We start from the raw sequence: 17,100 nt of genomic DNA, 5'->3' as shown, positions 1-17,100 counted from the left end.
CCCGCCCCATTATCGATAATAATTCGCATTAGTATCGTTTAAACGAAGTAAGCGACTTTTCGATTTAGGGACTTTTTCAATTGATGCCCGGCGCTTCATCACACGCGATGTTGTTCAACAAACCGTGCATACCACGGATGGGTGGCCAGCAGATGCTCATGACTGCCGCAACCGCTCACACAACCGCCCTCCAGCACCAGAATCTGATCGGCATTGCGCACCAACACCGGGTTATGCGACACCAACACCAACGTGCGCCTGCCATGCAACGCCTGCAGGCTGCGATTGACCCGCGCCTCACTGCGCGCATCGAGGCTGGCAGTCGGTTCGTCAAGCAACAGGATCGGCGCCTGCGACAACAACGCCCGTGCCAGGCCAACCCGTTGCCGCTGCCCACCCGACAGCAACGCACCGCCCGGCCCCACTTCACTGTGCCAACCCTCCGGCAGGCTGGTCAGCACCTCATCCAGTGCCGCGTCCGTGGCGGCTTGCTGCAGTTGCGCAGGCGTGGCGTGCGGCCGTGCCATACTCACATTCCACAGCACGCTGCCGGCAAACAGGCCGCCGTCCTGGAAGACTTGGGTCATGTGCTCGGCCAAGGTGTGTTCGCTTAAGCTGCGAATGTCCACCTGGCCGAGGCGCACTTCGCCGGTCTGTGGGTCCATGCCCCGACCGAGCAGCGCCAGCAATGTACTTTTGCCCGCCCCCGACGGGCCGACGATCGCGGTGAACGTACCCGCTGCGCAATGCACGTCGAGGTCTTTTAGCAGGTGCTCGCCGCCTTCGCCGAAGCTGTTCAAGCACTGCCCCTCCAGGCTCGCATCCTGGGGTTGCTCGCCGGGTTGCGGGCTGTGCAGCGTCGGTGCCGCGAGTACCGCCAGCGCTTGGGACAATGCCTGCCAGGCCATGCGCAAGGCCTGATCCAGGTAAGCCAGTTGCGACAACGGCTCGATAAAACGCACCAGCAACACCAGCACGGCCACCAGCAATACGCCAGATAAATGCCCTGCCGCGACAGCCAGCACGCCACCGGCCAGCACCAGCGAAAACACCAGTTGCACCGCCGTCGTAAAGCCCAGGCCTGCGGGTAACGCGCGGCGGTTGAGTCGCCGTGTGGCCTGGTGCTGCTCGTGCAAAGCCGCGCGCAAGGCCAACTGGCCCTGGCTGGCGTCGCCGGCGCTGCGGATCAACGCCTGCTGCTGGGCGAAGGTTTGCAACAGCTGCGCCGCGTGGCGATCCACGGCCTGACGCTGCTGCTCTAGCTCCAGGCTGCGCCGCCCGGCCCAACGCAACAGGGCAAACAGCGGCAGATAGGCCAACACCAACACCAGCGCCAGGCGCGGCTCAATAAAGAACAGCCCGAGCACCACCACCGTGGGCGTCACCAATGCGCTCACCAATGGCGTCAGCAAGTGCGCGGGAATGCCCATGCTGTTGAACACCGGCCCGCGCACCAACCCTTCCAGCTGGCCACGGCGGGTCAACGGCAAACGCGGCAGATGCTGCACCAACTGCGAGACCAGGCTCGCCGCCAACCCTGCACCCGCCAGGTAACCGCGCCGCTGCGCGACATAACTGACAACCGCCTGAAGCAGCGTCAGCCCCAGCAACAACAGCACGCTTTGCTGTACAGCCGCGCCCTCAAACCAAGCCAATATCAGCGGCACCAGCGCCAGGCCGGCCAAGCCATCCAGTACGGCGGCCAGCAGCATCCAGCCCAAGGCCCCGCGTAGTGCGCGCCGAGCCAGTTCGGGCAAATGATGCAACGGCGTAAAAAAACTCATGACACAGGCTCCAGTTGATCAGCGTTCAAGGTTTGCTCGTTCCAGAGCTGGCGGTACAGCCCGTCCAAGGCTAAAAGCTGCGCATGGCGCCCGCGCTGCACAATGCGGCCTTCACACAGCACCAGAATCTGCTCGGCATGGCGGATCGTTTCCAGGCGATGGGCGACGATCAGCCGCGTACGCCCGGCCGCCTCGTCTTGCAGCGCGGCACGTAAAGCGCGCTCGGTGTGTGGGTCGGTAGCGGATGTGGGTTCGTCGAGCAACATGACCGGCGCGCTCGACAGCAGCGCCCGCGCAATCGCCAGGCGCTGCAATTCGCCGCCGGACAAGCGCACGTCTTCGTCCACCACGCTGGTGTAGCCCTTGGGCAAACCCATGATCCAGCTGTCCAGGCAGGCGGCCTGGGCGGCGGCGCGAATCTGCGCCTCACTGGCGTTTGGTTGGTACAGCGCGATGTTCTGCGCCAGCGACAAGCGCAACGCACCCGCGTGCTGGAACACCAGCGCCAACTGCTGCTGCAATTGGCGGCTGGCAATCTGCCGAACATCCACCCCGCCCACGCGGACTTGCCCGCTGCTCACGTCCATAAAGCGTGCGATCAACCCGGCCAAGGTGCTTTTACCCGCACCGGACGGGCCCACCAACGCGGTGGTGGTGCCGGGCTCCAGACGCAGATTGATCGACTGGAGTATCGGCACGTCACCCTGGGAAAAACTCACATCAAGCATCTCCACACTGGCGTCGCGAGGTGATTGCGGCGCGTCGGGTTCGCTCAGCGGCGGCGTACTCAATACCGCCTGTAAACGCCGGGCACTTTCGCGCGCTTTGTTCAGCGCATCGAACCCATGCCCCATCGCCAGCACCGGCGCGGCCATGGCGCGCACCAACAGCACGAAACCGCAGACCTGCGCCGCGCCCACGTCAGCCACCCCCACCAGCAATGCGCCAAGCACCACCCACGCCAACAGCCACGGCGCGCTGAGCAGCACTTGAATCAGCGCCGCCAGGTGCCCGGCACGGCTCACCCAATGGCTGAAGCGCTGGTCAAATTGCTGCACCGCCTCCTGCACGCTGCGATGAATGCCCGCATCCGGAAATTGCCGCACCAGGCCCAAGTTGCCGGCGAACTGGCTGTAGTCGCTGAACAAGCGCTGGATCGCGCCATTGCGCTGTGCGACATCTTCACGGTAATGCGCCGAACCCAGACGCCAATAGCCCAGCACACCCAACACCAGCGGCACCAGGCACCACAGCGCCAGTGCGCTGTTGCTCCACAACAAATACGCGAAGGTTGCCAGGGGAATCAGCAGCAGGTTGACCAAGTCAGTCGGCGCATGCCCAACCAACTGATGCAGCGCCCGCACATCCTGCTCGGCATAACGGGTCACGCCTTCGGGCCCCAGCCGTGCAAACCAGCCCAACGGCAGCCGTTGCAGGTGCTCGGCCAGGCGCACGCGCAGGCGGTCGCACAGGTCAGCATCGACCTGATGCGTCAGGTGCAGGGCCAGGGTCTGGCCGCACAACCACAGCGCAGACGCGACCACCGCCAGCACCACCCAGGCCATTGTCGAAGGTGCCAGCGGCGGTGCCTGGCGCAGGCTGTCGGCCAATTGCGCCAAGGCAATCAGCGGCAGCAGTGAGCAAATACCGGCGACCGCCTGCAAGGCAATTGCCAGGCATAAGCGCCCGCGAAACGGGCGCAACAGTTCACTCAAGTGGCTCATCGAGCGTGCTCCAAGGCCTGGGCCAGGCTGGCGGCAGGCAACGTCAGTGGCGGCTGCTGCGGAAAGCCGAGCGCCGCCGTGAGCTGTTGCCACAGCCCGAGCACTTCCACGCTGCGCTGTTGCAGGCGCGCGAGCCCGGCGCCGGTAATCAGCGGCTGCACTGCACGAGCCGCCGCCGCGGGCCAAATCCTGCGGTACACCTGCGCCCAATCCGGCGCGGCGGCTTCCAGCACTTCGGCGCACGGCAAGGGCTCACTGGGCAACGGCCCACTGGCCAGGGGCCCGAACAGGTCAAACAGACCGTCGGCGTCTTCCGTCGGCGCACGTACAGCGGGCATCCACAGCAACGGCCCATGGGGCGATGCCAACAGCAAGGTGCCGCTGTCGGTGGCGATGCTGAGGCGCTGCAGCAGCTGCATGCGCCCGTCATCATTGGCCGCCAGCTCATTGAGCACGCGCAGCGACACCGGCACCTGCGCCATCACCAGGCTGATATCGCGCCAGGCCGACAGCGGCGGCGCCACGCAATCGAGCGACCACGGTCCCACCGACTCCAACACCGCCGCCAGCACGTCCAGCGTCGCGTAGCTGACCTGCACCGCGCAGCTGGCGTCGATATGGCGAATGCCTTGCTGGCGATGCAGTTGCCGCGCCAGCTCGATAAACCGCGCCACGCACGGCAACTGCGGGTAGAAACTGTTGAGCAGGCAACGCCGTTGCAGGCGGTTCGCGGTGCGCAGCACGTCGTGCAGTTCTTGGGGCAGCAACGGGTGTTCGATCAGCACATCGATGCCCCGCTCCATCAGCGCCTGCGCCAGGGCCGGCCCCTGCTCGCCGCGCGCTGCACCGCCCACCGCAACGCACGCCAGGCGCGTATCCGCAGGCACTTGGTCCAACGCATCGAAACTCGGCACGTGCAAATGACGCGCCAGCGCCTGGGAGCGACGACTGCCCTGCCCCAGCACACCGACCAGTTCCAGGTGTTCAGCGGCGGCGACACCCGCTGCGTAAAACTGGCCGAAGCGCGAGCCGACCACCAAGGTTTTCAAACGGGGCGTCATGGGTATTCCTCCAGCAAATAAGCACTCAGGCCGGCGTTCAAGCACTCGAAATGATTGCCGCGCAGGGTTGCTACCGTCAGCGGGCCCAGCGACGCCGCCTGCCACCAGGCCTGCAAACTGGCCTGGTGATCGGGGATCATCGGGTTGGCAACACTCGGCACAAACAAGCGAATGGCGCCCACGTACGGCGCGCCATCGCTGTAGTGACTGGCATGAACGGAATGCACAAACACCCGATACAACTGCTCATCGGCGATGCCTTGGGCGGCCGCGAGCACGCGGGCTTTGAGCAAGCCCACGTCCAGGTTAAGAGGCGCCGACTGTTGCAGTTGCTCAGCAGACGGCAAACCGAGTGCCGCGGCGTCCAGCCCCAAGGTGGCCGCGAAGCTGTGGAGCATCAGTAATTCATCGCCCACGAGGTAGGGAATGCGGTAGCTGGAAACAATGTCCAACTGACGCACCTCGGCGCCCAGTTGCAGCAAGGCCTTGGCCAGCTCCAGGGCCACCAGACCACCGGAGCAATAGCCGAGCACATCGAAGCTGCGTCGGCCGCTGTCCCACAGGGCCTGGGCGTAGCGTTTGCCCAAGGTCGCGTTGATATGCTCCGGTGGCAAGCTCAGGTAGTCGTCGCTGTCGTGCACCGCCAGCCCCAGCAACGGGCCGCTATCGGCCAGTTCGGCGATCAACCCGCGATACGGCAATAGCGTGCCGAGCCCTTCGTGCACCAGCACGCGCGCGGTGCCTTCGCCGCCGATCAGTTCGGTTAAAGCATCCACGCGCCTACGCCCGCCTAGCGGTGCGCGGCGCGTATCAAGCGTCGCGGGCGCGGTCGGCGTTTCACTGCTCGATTCACTGCGCAAACGCTGGGCCAAGCCTTCCGGGGTCGGCTGGCTCAGCGCCCAGCGCAACAGACGGTCGAAAGGTTGCGCCTGGGCCAACGGCTCCTGTTCGCGCAGGCCCGCGATCAACTGCGCGATGAGCAACGAGTCGCCGCCGGCCGCAAAGAAATCCTGATCCGCAGGCAACCCGCTGCAATCAAGCACCCGCTCCCAATGCAGGATCAGCTGCTGCACCAGCTCATCCGCCACTTCAGCTTTCGCGCGGCGCACCGGTTGCAACTGGCGTTGTTCGGCCTGGGTGGTCAAGGCACGCCGGTCGATCTTGCCATTGGCGGTGACCGGCAACCGGTCGAGTACGCGCACTTGCGCCGGCACCATGTAACGCGGCACCCGCTCGGCGATGAACGCCAGCAAGGTCTCTGGGCTGAGTAACGGCCGGTCGGTTTTTACCCGTGCGACCAGCACGTCGTAACCCAGCAGGTTCAACACAATGCCCGCCGGCGCCAGCGCTTGCGCCTGATCGCCCGGCTCGCTGTTCAGCCATGCCAGCCACTGGCCGGTGTGCACGAACAGCTGCCCATTGGTCGCGCGTATATCCTCGGGCGTCTCCATCATCAGGCTTTGGCTGATGCTGATTTCTCGGTGTTCGCGCGTCAGCTCCTGGATCACCAGCCACGCGTCGGCCTGCAACAGTTGGCGTAGCCCGGCCAGCAGGCGGGGTGTGTCCAAGGCATTGTTGAGTGCGCCCGAGCTCAGCAGCAGGTCCACGGAACCGGCGGGCAAGCCCTGTTCGCAGGTGGGCTTGTTCATGTCGAACGGCATGAAGCGCACCCATGGATACGCAGCAAAACGCTCGCGCGCCGCGTTAAGGAAGTAGCTCGACACGTCGGAAAACACATAGTCGATCTGCACCCCGGTCGCTACCAAGGGCGCCAGCGCAGGGATAATCAGCGCGCTGGCCGCGCCAGTGCCGGCGCCCACCTCCAGGATGCGCCAGCGGCGTTGTTGCTGGCGCGAGACAATCGCGTTCACCGCCTCAGCCATGGCGCGGTGCAACACCTGGGCATGCTGGCCACGGCTGTACATGGCCTGGGCAATGTGCGCCGAGCCCTGCGGGAACATCAGGCTCGCCGGGCTCAGGCGCCCGTCGAGTTGCTCGGCCAGGCGAGTCGCGCTGCCGCGCAGATAGTCCACCAGTTCCACCGGCCACAGGTGGGGCGGCGCCAGTCGGGCGAACTGCGCCCAGGCCTCGTCTTGATCCAGGTCGGCTGACTGGCAGTGCCAGCCGTCACCATCGATGTGCAGATAGCCGCTGTCGACCAGCAACGTCAGCCAGTGTCGCAACAAGCGCTGCTGGGCAGCTGTAATGTTCAACGCCTGACACAGCGACGCAAAGGCCACGTGTTGCCCGGGCACCAGCACACCACTGCTCGCCAGCCATTGCAGCAGCGAGGCGTCTGCGGCCCGGTCCAAAGCAGCCAGTGCGGCCTCGATGTCAGCACGCGGGCCGAAATCGGCGTGTTCAAGTGTGTGACACGGCTGGCGCATGACCTCGTTGAGTTCATCGCGCAAATGGGCCGCAGGCGCAGTGGTCTGCAAGGTGACGAAACTGCACAACGACCGTTCATGACGCTCGCCCAGCAATACCGTGGTACTCGCGCCAATCTGCGGGTGGGCCAGCCACGCCGCATCGACTTCCGCCAGTTCGATACGGTGGCCGCGAATCTTCACCTGGTCATCCTGGCGCCCTAGAAACTCGATCAGGCCGTCATCACTCAGGTAACGCCCTTGGTCGCCGGTGCGGTACAGACGGCGCCCGCTGGCGTGGGTGATAAAGCGTTCGGCGCTGCGCTGCGGGTCTTCGGCGTAGCCTAAGGCCAGGCCGAGGCCACCGATATGAATCTCGCCGCGTACGCCCACCGGGCATTGGCGGCCGAGGCTGTCGAGCACCTCCAGGGTCTGGTGCTTGAGGGCGCGGCCGTAGGGAATGCTCGGCAAGGTCGTGTCCGCCGGGCGGATGGGATGTTCCACCGACCAGATCGCTGCTTCGGTGGCGCCGCCCAGGCTGAACAGTTGGCTGTCGGGCCAGCGTTGCCACCAGCGCGTGGGCAGCGTGGTAGGAATCCAGTCGCCCGACCACATCACACAGCGCGGCCCGGGAATTGCCGCCGGCTCGGTCTCCAGGTAATCCACCAGCATCTGCCCCTGGGCCGGTACCGAGTTCCACAAGGTGATGGCGTGTTCGCGCATCAATTGCGCCCAATGCGACGGGTCGGCGCCGCGCGCAGGATCGGGCAGTGCAACCTGCGCGCCGACGGCTGTGGCACCGAAGAAGTCGTACACCGACAGGTCGAAACTCAACTCCGCCAGGCCCAGCACGCAATCGTCGGCCGTCACCGCGTAACGCTGGTTGATGTCGTCGAGGGTGTTGACCACCGCGCCGTGGCTGAGCATCACGCCCTTGGGTGTGCCGGTGGAGCCGGAGGTGTAGATGATGTAGGCCAGCTCCTCGGCAGCGACCTCTAACGGTTCGCGGGTTGGCCAGTGCTGATCGGCGTAGAGGCTGTCGATGGCAATGCGTGGCAGCGCCAGCGTGTCCGGCAGACCCTGCGCTTGCAGGGTGATCACCGCTGCAATACCAGCATCGCGCAAGATCGCTTCACGGCGCAGGGCCGGCTGGCGAATGTCCACCGGCACATAGGCGGCGCCCATCTGGGTAATGCCCAACACCGCCATCAGTTGCCAAGCGCTTTTAGGCAGCATCACCGCCACCCGCGCACCGCGTGCAACGCCGAGCTGTTCAAGCGCTCCGCGCACAACCGCGGCGTGTTGAGCGACTTGGCGATAGCTGTAGCGGCCGTCGCGGTCGCTGATCACCGGGGCATCCGGTGTGCGCAGTGCTTGTTGGGCGAAGCCTGTGGCGATGTTGCGCGCCGGGGCACTGGCCCGGACCTGCGGATTGGCCCGTTGCGCAGGCAGCACAATGTCGCCACGAGCCTGCCACACGTGCGGGTCAACGGCCAGGCGGCGCAGCAGGTCGACGTAGGCGTCGAACATCTGCGCAGCCATGCCCTGCGGCAGCACGCCGACGCGCACGTCCCAGCCAATCTGCAAACCGCCGTATTGGTCGCTGACTTGGCAATCGATCCACACCTGCGGGGTCTGGCTGATCATGTAGGTGGGCGGCTGCAACAGGCGCCCGGCATCGCCGAGCAAGCGCTCGACGCTGCCAATGCCACTGGTGAACACCACTGGCATCAGGTCGGCGCCACGCCCTTGTACCCGGGCCAGTTCGCGCAACACGTCAACGCCGGTGAAGCGGCTGTGATCAAGGTCATCGAACAGCTGCGCGCCGATACGCCGCGCGCGCTGCACAAAACTTGCGCCATCGGCGCCGTGCACGGCGAGCAGGCTCAGGGCGGTAAAGTCGCCGATCACCTGGCCCAGTTGTGGGTGCAAATTGGGCCGGTTAAGCACGGTGAGGTTCAGGCAAAAGTCCGCGCTTTGGCTCCAGCGCCCGATCACCTCGGCGAACGCGGCCAGGGTCACGCCCGCCGCACTCAGGCCTTGGGCGCTGGCGAGGGAACACAGTGCGTTCCAATGCTCGATGCTCAGTGCGCCATGGTGATGATCGAAACGCATGGAGTTCAGGCCCGCGTGCTCACTCAGCGGCAGGTCGGGGCGCCCGGGCAACTTGTCCAGGCGTGCCAGCCACCAGGCTTTATCGGCGTGCCAGGCAGCGCTGTTGCGGGCTTGCTGTTCGTGCTCGAGGTAGTCGCGAAACGTCGCCTCCAGCACCGGCCAATGGCGCGTTGGTTCCAGATAGCGCTGGTGCAGTTCCACCAGCAACAGTTGCAGGCTGGCATAGTCGAGCAAGGTGAAATCCACCGAGCAATGCAGCACGGCCTGCTCACGCCCCAGGGTCACTTCGGGCAGCAGGATCGGCCATTGATCGAGGGCATGGCAGGCATGGTCCAGGCGTGTACGCACCGCGTGCAGGTGGGCGTCGAAGGCTTCAGTGCTGGCCTGACGCAGGTCATGCACTGGCAATTTTTGCCACGCCACCTGGGCCTGCACGCATTGGCGGCTGTTGTCCTGGACGACCGCGCGCAGCATCGGGTGGCGCTGCACCAGAGCGTTCCAGGCCTGCGTCAGTTGTTCAGTGTCGACATTCGCCGGCCACGGGTATTCGACGTACAAGTGGCAGGCGTTGCCGCCGTAGTCGAACGCCGGGTTGCGCCCCAGCACATAAGCGCCCTGCACTGCGCTCAAGGCGAAGGGTTGCAGCGCATGTTCCGGCAGCGCTCGCCAGTCTTGCGGCGAGAGGTGCACCATCAACGCCTCACGCTGGGCGCGAATACGCTCGGCCAAGGCTGAATCCAAGGCACCTTCAGGCGCGCGAAAATGCAGTTTGCCTTCGGTGGCCCAGAGTTCGATCTGGCGTTCGCGGCAGATGTGCAGCAGATCATCCAGGCTCATAACACGCCCTCCTCGATGGCCACGTCATTGCTACGCACCAGCAGCGCGGCCATGCCCGCGAGCGTCGGTTGCAGATAGAAATCGCTCATGCGCAGGCTCACGCCCAGCCGTTCGCGCACGCTGGCGAGCAACCGCGTGGCCAGCAGGCTGTCGCCGCCGAGGCTGAAGAAACTGGCTTGGGCGCTGTGCACCGGCCGCCCCAGGATGGCTTCCCAGCAGGTCGCCAGCGGCAGCAATTCGCAGCTCAGTGCGGCGCCTTCATTGTTGATGGGTTGCCTGCGTTGCAAAGCGTCGCCGAGGCTGGCTTGCAGGCGCGTACGGTCTATTTTGCCGTTGGCATTCAGGGCAAAACGCGGCACGCACCACAGGTGTTCGGGGCGCATCGCCTTGGGCAGGCGTTGTTGCAGCCAGTGGTTGAGGCTTTCGCAGGTCAAGGATTCTTCGGCTGCCTGGGCGCTCACCAGCAGCATCGCGGGGTTTTGCCACAGGCTCTGCAGGTGGGTGAAGCCGCTCTGGCCGAGCAGCCGCGTCAGTGCCTCGGTGCCCGGCAATAGCGGCTCACGCTCATCCAGCAATGCCGCACTGACCAGCCGTAATGGCGAGTCACGCAGCAGGTCGGCCAACAACAGTTGGCCGTGCGGTTTGAGCAGTGCCTGCGCCAGGTTCAAGCCGTCAGCCGGCTGGGCATAACTGTGCAACGCCGCGAAGCTGATCACCACGTCGTACTGCGACCAGTGCTCGGCAGGCAACACACCGTCTACCAGCAGCTGGCTCGCCACGCGCTGGCGCTTGCCGGCACTGGCGGCCAGCAGCCCCGGGCTGGTCTCGAACAAGGTCAATTGCAGGTCGCGCGAACTGGCAGGGTTCAGCCATTGGTCCAGCAACTGCCCGCCACGTACATCCAGCACGGCCACCTTCAACGGTGTGCCGCGTTGTTGGAGTGCGCGGCTCATGGCGTCCAGTACTTGGCGGCCTGCCGGCAGGTTCAAGGCCATGGCCTGGGGCGCCAGCAGCGGATCGAACAGCACCTGCGCCGCACCGCCTTCAGTGCGCAGCAGCACCTGCAATGCGCCGACCATGCTGTGCAGGTCGGCGTCGCGCCAGCCCAATTGTGCCAATGCATCGCTCAGGCTGATGGACTCGACGTAGTGGCCGAGCCACTCGCGCCAGGTGTCGAGCAACGGCGTGGGTGGCGGATCTTGCAGCAGTCGTTGCAGCAGCTCAGCGGTGACTCGTTTTTCTGCCGCCAAGTTGTCATCGAGCATCGAATGCGCCGGTAGCGCTTGAACAGGCACACAGCCTGGGTTGATCACCACAGCGGCGCCAAGGCTGGTGTTCAATACGGCGGCGCAAGCGCTATCGATCAGCGGATGAGCCGTGAGCGCGGCTTCAATTTCGCCCAATTCGATACGTTGCCCACCCACCTTGACCTGCTGGTCCATGCGCCCGAGAAATTCAATAGTGCCGTCATTCCAGAAGCGCCCGCGATCGCCGGTGTGGTACCAGCGCCCGCGATCATCACTGCGAAATCGCTGGGCGCTGAGCACGGGGTCATTGCGATACCCACGGGCTAGGCTCACGCCGCCAATCAGCAGTTGCCCGACCACCTGGTCCGGCACATCCCGCCCGTTGGCGTCCACCACTCGATACGCCTGGCCGGCCAAGGGCTTGCCATAAGGTATCGACGGCCAGTGCTCGGGCACTTCATCGATGGGTTGCAGGTTGGACCAGATACCGGCCTCGGTAGCGCCGCCTAGGCCATACACCCGACAGCGCGGCGTGGCCTGGCGACGCAGGCGGGCGGCGAGGTCCAGGGCGATCCAGTCACCCGACAGCAACACCGCCCGCAGGCTTTGGTACTGACAGTGTTCAATGCCGATACCGAGAGCCATTTCCAGCAAGGCCGGGGCCGAATTCCACAGACTTACGCCGTGCTGGCTGATCAACTGCGACCAGCGCATGGCATCGCGAGTTTCCTCCGGTTGCAGCAGCACCAGGCGTGCGCCCTGCCCCAGCACGCCAAACAGGTCGTACACCGACAGGTCGAAATCCAGCGCCGAAACGGCCAGCAGGCAGTCCGGTGGCGTGACGTGCAGTTCGGCCTGCAGTGCGTCAATCGTGTTGACCGCCGCCGCGTGGCTGACTTCCACACCTTTGGGAATGCCGGTGGAGCCGGAGGTGTAGATCACGTAGGCGCTGGCTTGCGGCGAAGTTTTTTGCGCTGCCGCCAATGGCGCGCATTGCGCCAGTTGAGCCGGGTCGAGCCACTGCAACGCGCTGCCCGTTGACGGGTGCTCGGCAATCACACGGGTGATACCCGCCGCCGACTCGATCAGGCTGCGCCGTGCGGGGGGTTGTGCGGTGTCCACCGGTACGTAGCAGCCGCCGGCCGCCAGCACGCCGAACACCGCAGCAATCTGCTCAGGCCCGCGCGGCAGGCACACTTCCACGGCTTCGCCCTGGCGCATCCCAGCGTCGAGCAGACCGGCTGCCACGCGCAGGGATTGGTCCGCCAGTTCTTTATACGTCCATTGTTGCGTGCCACAGATCAGCGCCACCGCGTCGGGTTGTTGGGCGCTTTGGCGGAAAAAGTCTTCGAGCAAACCACGCCCCTGCTGCAGCGACGGCACGCTGTTCTGGCGGTCACGCCGTGCTTGCTGCGCCAGTGGCAACAGCACCGGTTGCGGCTGGTTCCAGTCACTGTCGGCAAGGCGCTGCACCAGTTCGATGTAGGCGTTGAACATGGCTTCCAGCACGCCTTGCGGGAACAATTGGGCGATGCTGTCCCAGGCCAGCAGCACGCCGTCTTCGACCCGATACAGCTGGTGATCGAGCCACACCTGGGGGGTTTGCGAGAGCATGTCGTGCAAGTCGCCGAACACCTCGCGAAAGCTCGCCGGTACAAAGCCCGAATCGCTCAGGTTGCAGGAAAACACCACCGGCGCGGAACGTGGGTGGCCTTGGCGACGGCCTTCACGCAGCACCTCCAGCGCGGGAAACGCCGCGTGGTCGATGGTGGCGTGCAGGTCGTGCTGGAAACGCCGGGCGCCTTCGGCAAACGGCAGGTGCGGCGCGTCTTCGCAGGCCACCAGCAACAAGGTGGTGAAGTCCGCGATGACCTGATCAATCGCGTGTTGGTCATCATGACGGTCGAACAGCGGCACGTTGAGCAAAAAGTTCGGGTGTTCGCTCCAGCGCGCCAATACGGCGTTGAAGGCGGTGGCGAACACGCAGGGCAAGGTCAGCCCATGGGCGGTCGCCTGGCGTTGCAGGCGCTCGGTTTCGGCCGTGCTGAGCACGAAGGCCTGGCGGCTGAAGCGTGGCGCGCGGACCGATTCCGGCGCGCACGCCAACGGCAATGCTGGGCCGTCGGGCAACTGTCCCAGGCGCTGGCACCAGTGCTCACGGTCACGCGCATAGGCGTCGGCACGGCGCTGGCGGCGACGGCTCAGGTAGTCGGCAAAATGCAGCGTGGGCGGTGGCGCCAGCGTGGCCGGTGCCTGATAGGCCTGGCCCAGTTGCGCCATCAACAGGCGCAGGCTTTCCACATCGACGGCCAGCAGGTCGACACTCAACCAAACGCGGTCACGGCCACCGGGAAACTGCACCAGGCCGACCAGCATCACCTGCCCTGCTTCCACCGCCAGGCATTCATGCGAGCGCCAGTCACGCAATGCGCCCCAGGCCTGTTGTGCGGCGGCTTCTGACAGCTGGCGCCAATTCTGGTGGTCGAACACCGGCAGTTCGGTCGCGGCGAGAATCCGCTGGCGACCGTCGTTGAAGCTGGCGCGCAACATCGGGTGGCGCGCCTGCACACACTGCACCGCCGTGTGCAGGCGTTGCGGGTCGATGCCCTGGCAGTCGAACTCCAGCCACGCATGGCAGCTGATATTTCCCAGCACTTCGGCCGACCCGCGCCCCAGCCAGTAAGCCTGTTGCACGGCGCTGAGTTCAAAGCTGTCATCCGGCGCTGCCAACGGCGCCGCGGCGGCCACCCTGGCCTGCGGGACCTGGCCCTGCAGCAAGCCGAGCCAGGCCGACAGGCAGGGTTCGGCGCTGAGTTGGGCAAAGTCGATGTGCACGCCGTGGCTGCGCAGGCGCTCCTGCAAATACATCAGGCGGATGGAATCCAACCCGCAACCCAGGAGGTTTTCCTCATCGCCCAGGCTATCGATCTCTGCCACCGTGGCGCCCAGCAACTGGGCGAGGTGTTCGATCAGCCATGCGCGCAATGAGTTTGTGTCTGCTGTTGTCAGCTCGCTCATGAAAAGCTTCCTGTGACCCGTCTAGATAAAATCCCTGGCCCTCCAAGATGGAAGCCATTCTCAATTGGAACTCTATCGCAAGCGGGTTTTCAGAAAGCGCTCAGGGCTTTAGATACACGGGCCTTTTCATTCGATTCAGAGACACCGGCCGGCGTTTAACGGATCTCGCTGGGCGACACGCCGTAGCGTTTACGGAAGGCGATGGAAAAATGTGCCGGGCTGAAGCCCACGCCATAAGCGACGGTGGAAACGTTGCTCTCCTCGTCACTGAGCATCCGGTGGGCTTCACTGAGGCGATGTTCGTGCAGGTAGCCGAACACACTGGTACCGAACACTTTGCGAAAGCCTGCCGTAAGTTTGCGCGGGCTCATACCCACGTGGCTGGCCAGGGCGTTGAGGCTCGGCGGTTCCAGCAGCGAGCGCACCAAGCGGTCGCGTGCGGCATGCACGCGCTCCACGTCCGAGGAGGTGATACGCAGTTTTTGTTCCGGCTGCCCGCGCTCACCGAGCAGGAATTGCGCGCTCAACGCGGTCAATTCCAACGCCTTGCCGCCCAGGTACAACGAGCGGCTCGGGCCCTGCATCGGGCACGTTGCAATCTGCGTGGCCAGTGCCTGCATCGCCCGCGGCGCAGGGCGCACCATCATGTACGGGTCGCCGCCGCTGCTGGTCAATAGCTTGCGCGGGGCCATGCCCAGGTGGCGGTCGAGGGATTCCAGGTCCAGTTGCACGATGGTGTAGCGCAACGGCGTGGAAGTGCCGTAGATCTGCGACGAGGTGAACTCGCCGTCATTGACGATGGTGCACAAGCTGGGGCCCTTGATCGATTGCTCGCTGTGCCCGGGGATGCGGCACGACAGCTCGCCACTCTGCACCAGGATCAGCTTGAGGCCGCGTTCCAGCGGGTCTTCAACCCAGTTTTCGCTCTGTGACCACAGCGTGCCGGTAACCAAGGTCATGTGCGGTTCCAGGTAGACCGTGCCGGGTTGGTTGCCCTTGGGCTCGGCCTGCGTCTCTTGGTGGCTGGGGGCGATGATCGTAATAGTCATTGGGTTTTCCCTTGATCCTTAAGGCCATTACGCGGGCCTGACCTGAATGAGGAGGAGGCTTTTAAAGCGTAAACCGCCCTGTTTAAAGCCACTGTGTATTTCATCTAATGAAAAAGTCACGGGGCCGAAAGCCTTGGCGTTGAGAAGCTGTCGGCAAAAGACAATGATAATAGATCTCATTTAGGCATTTGTAGCCATTTATTTCTACAAATAGGGGATTCCATGTCATTGCACACCTGCGCACGCGATTCAGACACTTTTGGCGACGCGCCCGAGTGGCCCGCCGCATTCGCCGAACGCTACCGCCAGGCCGGTTATTGGCAAGACCAGACCTTCGCCCAAGCCTTGGATGCCGTGGCTGCACGCAGCCCATCGGCCATCGCGATCACCGACGGCCCCTTGCACCTCAACTACCGCAGCCTGGTAGAGCGCTGCCGACGGCTGGCCGCTGGTTTGCGTGGGCTGGGTATTGAAGCGGGCGACAACGTGGTGGTGCACTTACCCAACGGCTGCGCGTTTATCGAGGTGTGCTTTGCGTTGTTCCGCCTCGGCGCCCGGCCGATCCTCGCCCTGCCCGCCCACCGCCAGCACGAAATCGGCGGCTTTTGCAGCTTTGCCCAGGCCTCGACCTACATCGGCTGTGCTCAACTCGACGGTTTTGATTGCCGCCAGATGGCGCGCCAATTAGTCGCGGCCAACCCACATTTGCGCCAGGTGGTGATTGATGGCGACGCGCAGGAATTTACCGCGTTGAGCGCGTTGTATAACCGTGAACCGCTGGAACTGGACGCCGGTCGCGCCGACGCGGTGGCGTGTTTTCAGCTGTCAGGCGGCACCACCGGCACGCCCAAGTTGATCCCGCGCCGCCACGCCGAATACCTCTATAACGTGCGCGCCAGCAGCGCGGTCTGCGGCCTGGATGCGCACACGGTGTACCTCACCACCCTGCCCATGGCGCACAATTTCACCCTGTGCTGCCCGGGCGTGATCGGTACGTTGCTGGCTGGTGGGCGCGTGGTGTGCACGCGTCGTAGTGACCCTGAAAGTTGTTTCGCACTGATCAGCGAACAGCGCGTCACCGTCACCGCGCTGGTGCCGCCGCTGGCGATGCTGTGGCTCGACGCCCAAGCCCAGCGTCAGGCCGACCTGTCGAGCCTGCGCCTGCTGCAAGTCGGCGGCGCGAAACTGCTCAGCACCGCCGCCGCACGCGTCACACCGACGCTAGGCTGCACCTTGCAACAAGTGCTGGGCATGGCTGAGGGCTTGCTGTGTTTTACCCGCCTGGATGACCACCCCGACCAGCTGCTGCATACCCAAGGCCGTCCACTGAGTGCCGACGATGAAATACGCATTGTTGATGAACAGGGCCAACCGGTGCCTGAGGGTGAAGTCGGCGAGTTGCACGTGCGCGGGCCGTACACCATTCGCGGCTACTACCGCCTGCCCGAGCACAACGCCAAGGCGTTCACCGCCGACGGTTTCTATCGCAGCGGTGACCGGGTACGGCGCACCGCCGAGGGGTACCTGGTGGTCGAAGGTCGCGACAAGGACCAGATCAACCGCGGCGGTGAAAAAGTCGCCGCCGAAGAAGTGGAAAACCTGCTGATCAACCACCCTCAGGTGCATGACGCCGCGTTGGTGGCGATGCCCGATGCGGTGCTCGGCGAATCCACCTGCGCCTTTATTGTCGCCCGCGACCCGGCGCCGTCGGCCTTCGCGCTCAAGCAACATTTACGCGGCCAGGGGCTGGCGGCGTTCAAGGTGCCGGACCGGATTGAATTCGTCGCGCAGTTCCCGCACACCGGCGTCGGCAAAATCAGCCGCAAGGACCTGCGCGAACGCCTGCGCGATGCCTGGCTAGAGAGTGCCGCGTCGTGAACCGCTGGGTTCGGGCTTACC

The 17,100-nt window shown here is 64.7% G+C and carries 7 protein-coding genes; 1 reads left to right on the top strand and 6 read right to left on the bottom strand.

What is annotated here, in order from left to right; genetic code table 11:
• Positions 1 to 98 precede the first annotated feature (98 nt).
• The 6 genes from K0P33_RS15205 to K0P33_RS15180 form a co-directional block, all read right to left on the bottom strand.
• On the bottom strand, positions 99 to 1,784 hold the full coding sequence (locus K0P33_RS15205; protein WP_242155966.1) for an ABC transporter ATP-binding protein: 1,686 nt from the start codon (positions 1,782 to 1,784) through the stop codon (positions 99 to 101).
• Positions 1,781 to 3,508 carry an ABC transporter ATP-binding protein gene (locus tag K0P33_RS15200; RefSeq protein ID WP_242155964.1) on the bottom strand — a complete coding sequence of 576 codons (1,728 nt, stop codon included), beginning with the start codon at positions 3,506 to 3,508 and terminating at the stop codon, positions 1,781 to 1,783. Before K0P33_RS15200 ends, K0P33_RS15205 begins: the two co-directional genes overlap by 4 nt.
• Positions 3,505 to 4,569 carry a Gfo/Idh/MocA family oxidoreductase gene (locus K0P33_RS15195; RefSeq protein ID WP_242155962.1) on the bottom strand — a complete coding sequence of 355 codons (1,065 nt, stop codon included), beginning with the start codon at positions 4,567 to 4,569 and terminating at the stop codon, positions 3,505 to 3,507. The genes K0P33_RS15200 and K0P33_RS15195 overlap by 4 nt, the downstream gene beginning before the upstream one ends.
• Positions 4,566 to 9,887 carry a non-ribosomal peptide synthetase gene (locus K0P33_RS15190; RefSeq protein WP_242155960.1) on the bottom strand — a complete coding sequence of 1,774 codons (5,322 nt, stop codon included), beginning with the start codon at positions 9,885 to 9,887 and terminating at the stop codon, positions 4,566 to 4,568. The genes K0P33_RS15195 and K0P33_RS15190 overlap by 4 nt, the downstream gene beginning before the upstream one ends.
• A complete protein-coding gene (locus K0P33_RS15185; RefSeq protein WP_242155958.1) occupies positions 9,884 to 14,152 on the bottom strand; it encodes an amino acid adenylation domain-containing protein in 4,269 nt (1,422 codons plus the stop codon). The genes K0P33_RS15190 and K0P33_RS15185 overlap by 4 nt, the downstream gene beginning before the upstream one ends.
• A gap of 155 nt (positions 14,153 to 14,307) precedes the next feature.
• Positions 14,308 to 15,201: an AraC family transcriptional regulator gene (locus tag K0P33_RS15180; protein WP_094951142.1), complete on the bottom strand. Its 894-nt coding sequence runs from the start codon at positions 15,199 to 15,201 to the stop codon at positions 14,308 to 14,310.
• 222 nt (positions 15,202 to 15,423) lie between these two features.
• Between K0P33_RS15180 and K0P33_RS15175 the strand changes: the two genes are divergently transcribed.
• Positions 15,424 to 17,079 carry an AMP-binding protein gene (locus K0P33_RS15175; protein WP_094951141.1) on the top strand — a complete coding sequence of 552 codons (1,656 nt, stop codon included), beginning with the start codon at positions 15,424 to 15,426 and terminating at the stop codon, positions 17,077 to 17,079.
• Positions 17,080 to 17,100: the final 21 nt, after the last annotated feature.

Origin of the sequence: Pseudomonas sp. ArH3a, assembly GCF_022648765.1 — a bacterium.
Classification (GTDB): Bacteria; Pseudomonadota; Gammaproteobacteria; order Pseudomonadales; family Pseudomonadaceae; genus Aquipseudomonas.
Note: the sequence above shows the minus strand (reverse complement) of the source record. Positions and strands in the feature narration are given on the sequence as shown.

Excerpts from the sequence above, each read along its gene's own strand:
- K0P33_RS15205 (WP_242155966.1), bottom strand. The coding sequence starts at position 1,784 with ATGAGTTTTTTTACGCCGTTGCATCATTTGCCCGAACTGGCTCGGCGC.
- K0P33_RS15200 (WP_242155964.1), bottom strand. The coding sequence starts at position 3,508 with ATGAGCCACTTGAGTGAACTGTTGCGCCCGTTTCGCGGGCGCTTATGC.
- K0P33_RS15195 (WP_242155962.1), bottom strand. The coding sequence starts at position 4,569 with ATGACGCCCCGTTTGAAAACCTTGGTGGTCGGCTCGCGCTTCGGCCAG.
- K0P33_RS15190 (WP_242155960.1), bottom strand. The coding sequence starts at position 9,887 with ATGAGCCTGGATGATCTGCTGCACATCTGCCGCGAACGCCAGATCGAA.
- K0P33_RS15185 (WP_242155958.1), bottom strand. The coding sequence starts at position 14,152 with ATGAGCGAGCTGACAACAGCAGACACAAACTCATTGCGCGCATGGCTG.
- K0P33_RS15180 (WP_094951142.1), bottom strand. The coding sequence starts at position 15,201 with ATGACTATTACGATCATCGCCCCCAGCCACCAAGAGACGCAGGCCGAG.
- K0P33_RS15175 (WP_094951141.1), top strand. The coding sequence starts at position 15,424 with ATGTCATTGCACACCTGCGCACGCGATTCAGACACTTTTGGCGACGCG.